Source organism: Pseudoalteromonas sp. SG43-5 (assembly GCF_014164345.1).
GTDB classification, from domain to species: Bacteria; Pseudomonadota; Gammaproteobacteria; order Enterobacterales; family Alteromonadaceae; genus Pseudoalteromonas; species Pseudoalteromonas distincta.
Window position 1 is genome coordinate 1 of sequence record NZ_JACJFA010000040.1, and the last position, 4,930, is coordinate 4,930.

The 4,930-nt window shown below is 39.0% G+C and carries 3 protein-coding genes and 2 pseudogenes; all 5 read right to left on the reverse strand.

Annotation, left to right across the window (positions count from 1 at the left end):
• Positions 1-225 (reverse strand): annotated as a pseudogene (locus H5161_RS20010) (hypothetical protein); the annotation flags it as partial.
• Positions 226-821: 596 nt separating this feature from the next.
• Positions 822-986 (reverse strand): annotated as a pseudogene (locus tag H5161_RS19850) (isochorismatase family protein); the annotation flags it as partial.
• A 637-nt stretch (positions 987-1,623) separates the two neighbouring features.
• On the reverse strand, positions 1,624-2,856 hold the full coding sequence (locus H5161_RS19855) for an AGE family epimerase/isomerase (protein WP_182736122.1): 1,233 nt from the start codon (positions 2,854-2,856) through the stop codon (positions 1,624-1,626).
• Positions 2,857-2,866: 10 nt separating this feature from the next.
• Complete coding sequence (locus H5161_RS19860; protein ID WP_220488809.1) at positions 2,867-3,688, reverse strand: SDR family oxidoreductase; 822 nt, start codon at positions 3,686-3,688, stop codon at positions 2,867-2,869.
• Between the two features lie 236 nt (positions 3,689-3,924).
• Positions 3,925-4,560: a cysteine peptidase family C39 domain-containing protein gene (locus tag H5161_RS19865; RefSeq protein WP_182769920.1), complete on the reverse strand. Its 636-nt coding sequence runs from the start codon at positions 4,558-4,560 to the stop codon at positions 3,925-3,927.
• Positions 4,561-4,930: the final 370 nt, after the last annotated feature.

Sequence of the window (4,930 nt, forward strand, 5' to 3'; positions counted from 1 at the left end):
TTTGTCAAGTTTAGCATTTATTCTTCTGGATGGCCCCATATCAAGAACATTCGATTCTAATAATATGTTCACAGGTTCAAAGTTTATTGTTAACTTAGATTTAGGTGAATAACCGCTAAATTGAGGGTAGGCTTTATCTTCAGCGTGAAGATATTTTGGTGCACTTAAAAGCAAGAACAAACAACTAAACTTGATCAATAAACTAACTAATTTAAATAAACTCATAAAAAATCCTTATTTTGAGTAGAATAGCCCACATTCTTCATGTGCAACCTAACGAGTCTGTAGATTAACTCGTTTTTTATTTATTTTTATTGATAAACAAACCATAGCTGAGTTCCTATTTTGGTTCAATCGATTACTGTATTTTATGCAGAATATAAAGTGGGAATTTGGTGTTGTTTTAATTGGCGTTTTGGAAAGGGTTGCGGCTGGTTGAGTAGCTTTAATTTAGGGTAAAAGGGCCTCCCTTTCTCAATGCATCGTCTTTTGCAACTGTATTTTATGAACAAGGCAATACAGTTTCCACACAATAAAGTAAAGGCATTCATTTTCATCTGACCTCGTAAGGTCAGTTTGTTCATCCCTTTATTCACGATAATATTTCGCTTTTTACTTAAAGGAAAGCCGGTTCTATACAGCCGAGTCGTTTGCCATTATTTAATAAACAGCTATTGTCTTCCGATTCGGCTATCTATTTTTGCTTTCATTATGCCTACATGGCTCAGCTTTTTTTCGTGATTCATTATATAACAATGAAAACTTCATACTGTTTTCGTTGGCTTTTTTCGTAATAATTAGAATGGGTGTCAGCCTAATTATTCATCAGGATTTTGTTCAAGATAAATAATTGGCAGCGATAATGCTTGAGCTCCTTTAATTAACTTTTCACAGTTAGATATTAAAACATCACTTTCATGAACTAAACGCGCGAGCTTGCCTTGAATATCAACAACAATAAGCCCAGTATTCTCTTTAGTTAACATATTAGCCCTTAAATTAAATATATAAGTAATAACAAGTTTATTGAAAAAGAGATCACTTATCTTCTGTGAATTTAGGTAACGCCAACTAGAATGTGTCTTTATATAGTTGATAACCGTTAAGACCAAGTAAGTGTTATGCCTATTAACGCTTCACAACAAATGATAGAGGCGACTCATATGCTTACGTTGCAATTTTTATGGTAAATATACTACCTAAAAACATTCTCGCCTCAAATAATAACTCACGACGTTAATTAAATTTTTTACTATGTATTTATCATCACTACATAAAATGTTTTACTAACACATTATTTATACTTATTTTTTCATTGGAGCGGTATAGAAGATATTGTAAATTTAGTAATGAATATGCCTTTTCAATGCTTTCCACTCGCTTAAAAGTAGTACTTATAGCCACAAAACAGCCATTATTTAAAAAACCGAAAATAAAGTAGATGCCCCCCAGTTAAAGTAGAAGGCACTCTACAAGTGTTTATCTCATTGATAATTGTTAATAACAGTTTAAAAAACTCTAGATTTTTAGATTAAAAAAATAATTACAATCTATTACAGCTAAAGCGTGGTTAAAAGACAATCTAACCACACCTTGCTTTATTGTGTAATGACTTTCCAAAACTTATAGGTTGTGGTTTCTCAACCCGCCAGCAAGGGATGCGCTGATTGGCAGCAGCGGCGTTAAGGTTGCTTGAAATGCATGGTAAAGATCTTCGCGAAGTGGGTAAACCTTTTCGGTTCGCTGTCCATCGTTGTCAACCTCAGGAAGCCAACCACCCTTTTCCGAGTCAATTATCATGCTGGCAATATAATCCCAGACTTCGCGATATATTGCCTCAAACCTCATGTCATCTGTGCGTCTGATCAATAGGTATGCTGTATTAGCAGCCTCCGCCTGAACCCACCAAGGCCTATTGGCAACCGAAACTTGATTGTCCCATCCAATTGTATAAACCATTCCCTGCTTACCATCGGCATTCCAACCATAGTGCATGGCACTATCTAATAGTCTTATTGCATCTTCTAACAACCAATCTGGTGCTGCTTGCCCGCTAGCAACAAGTCCAGCCTCAACTTTCAACAACAATCCACCCCACTCTGCAAAATGACCAGGGGTTAGCCCCCACGGACGTAAATCATCTGTGGGTTTATTTGCGTTGTAATCCGTCAATATCTGCCAGTTAGTATCAAAATGCTCAGGTAAACGGTAATCATACGAGCTAGCAATGTCATGGCCGAAGCGCTCTACCAGCCCCATAGCCCGATTTAGCCATATTTCTTCACCTGTCGCATCAAACAATGCTAGGAAGGCCTCAGTTGTATGCATATTGGCATTAGCACCACGATAGCACTCGCTTTCATTCCATTTCTCATCGAAACTTGGGGCCATTACGCCTTCAGCCTCAACCCAGAAATGCTGATTAATAATCGCAACGATAGCATCAAGCAGTTCCTGTGAGCGAGGTCGCTCGGCCATACTTGCGCTCGCCGCGGCGAGCGCCACAAAAGCATGAACATATGCCTGTTTAATGCCTTTGTGGCCTTCATCCTCAAACCAACCACCCTGCTCATGGTCTCTCAATGCCCCATCTAGCAGTGCTTGCAAGCCGTGATCGACTAATTGGCTCGCGCCAGGAACACCCAGTAATGAGGCAAGACTATAGCAATGAACCATTCTAGCGGTAACGATAGTGACAGCCGAGTGGCCAGTCAATTGCCCTTTATCATTCAGCGTGCCAAAACCTCCGCTTACTTTCGCTTTTTTATAATGCTCAAGCAAATGCTGGCCTTGATTGCTCAACCAATTCCTATGAGTACTGCGTTTATACCAAGTATCTTTGTTTATTTGTTTCATAACAAAAGTCTTAACCATTGATAATCATGCCACCATTGACGTGAATAGTTTGGCCGGTAACGAAAGAGCTATCTTGACATGCTAAATAAACAAATGCGGCAGCCATTTCACGTGGTTGTCCCATTCGCTGCATTGGAGTGACCTTATCCATGTCTTTTATAATATCGTCGTCATATCCTTTGAAAGTTAGCTGAATTTCAGTCACTACAGGGCCAGGTGCGACCTCATTAACACGGATACCTTTCTGTGCTAATTGCAACGCAAGTGCACGGGTAAATCCGTTGATGGCTCCTTTGGTCGCTGTGTAAGGCACCAAATGCTTATTACCAGCAAATGCATTGACAGACGTGGTATTGATGATGCTAGCACCTTCATTTAGATGTGGCAGCGCGGCTCGCGCCAGATAGAACATACCGTGCATATTGACATCAAAATGGGCTGCCCATTGCTCATCACTAATATCAGTTAAGCTATCAAATGGCTTTTGAAAACCAGCGTTATTAACCAAAACATGCAACTCACCCCAATGATCAATCACTTTAGCCACCGCCGCATCACAGTTTGAACTTTTACCAACATTTCCCTGTATAACCAAAACCTCTGCCCCTTCGGATTCTATTGCTTTGCGGGTGTGCTCTGCAGCGTCAGCATCAGTATGGTATATAAAAGCTATCTTCGCGCCTTCACGGGCCGCATGCAATGCCACCGCACGGCCAATGCCACTATCACCGCCGCTTATTAATATTGTTTTGTCCTTCAACTTTCCTGAGCCTTGGTAGTCCTGCGCGATGAATTCTGCTTGTGGCATTGCTTTATCTATCTGCTTACTCATGGGGATCTCCATAATTTAATTAGTAGTGCGAGCACTGGATTAATTTCAGGTAATAATCATATTGATAATAACTGAACCTAGGTTTAACAAAATTGATACGTACGAGTATTTTAAATAATTCGTTATAATTTGATGTCTTAACAATTAACGATGGGTGTCACTGTTATTTTGATGGGTGTCACTGTTATTTCTGTTTTTTTGTCCCAGCAAGCTCCGCTTGCGTCTACAGCGGTTTGTTATGTGTTTTCACTTGAGCTAAATCTATCGCAAGACAAGCAAAGCTCTGCACTTATCACCTTCCCATTACTATTTGCTAGTTCTGAAAAAGATGTATCGATTGATGAACCGCAATTAGGACAATGCCGTGATGTACTTACACTTAAATGTTCTGTTACAACCAAGGCTGTATTTCCGCCAATCTCTTGGTTCTTATTAGCTGTCTTAGTCGCAGATGCATCAAGTTCTTTTAATGAAACACTATTACGCTTCCTATTTTCAGGATCGTTTAAAATTACTCGACTATCAACAAAGTTTTTAACGACAGAAAAATGCCCGCCAATTTTGTTTTCAAAGGATAAATGGTTAACTACTGGAGCAATTTTACTATCTAAACACAACGACAAAAACTCACTCAAATCAGTGTATCTAACAATAGAGCATTTAATTCCGATAGAGTTTAAGTATGCACCGAGTTTATACGTTTTACAGTATTCTCGATTTAGCTCAGGACTAATATCTCTAACGTTGCTCCATATTTTGTCTAAATCGACCTTCTGATTTGAATAGTACTTAATCAGCATGGCCAAACATGCTACCCCGCATTTCGGAGATTTCTTTGGTTGGGCGACATAAGGGATGTTAATTAAAGCCAAAATGTATCCTTACACATAACAACTTTGTCTACGACATTTGTCGTTTTATAAACCGACAAATGTCCATATATTACAATGCATTTATCTTAACCATCAAATAAACACCTGTAAACAATTAGTTAACTGGAAATTATTTTTAATCAATGCACAAATACACGAAATGGTGGAGATCAGTAATATTGGACAAAACAACAAGCACTGTCTATATATACAGTTAACTTTTACTAGGGCGTGTTGATCTTTGCTGGGTGAATTTGCAGCAGTATGTTTGGTTTTTAGGCAAGGCGGAGCCTATGTAGTGTGGTTATTCCCCATGAATAGGCGATAACGCAGCATAAATACCAAACATGCGCTGCCCTTTGGGTTCTTT

Bases quoted from the DNA above. Each gene is read 5' to 3' on its own strand.
- H5161_RS19855 (WP_182736122.1), bottom strand. From the start codon at position 2,856: ATGAAACAAATAAACAAAGATACTTGGTATAAACGCAGTACTCATAGG.
- H5161_RS19860 (WP_220488809.1), bottom strand. From the start codon at position 3,688: ATGAGTAAGCAGATAGATAAAGCAATGCCACAAGCAGAATTCATCGCG.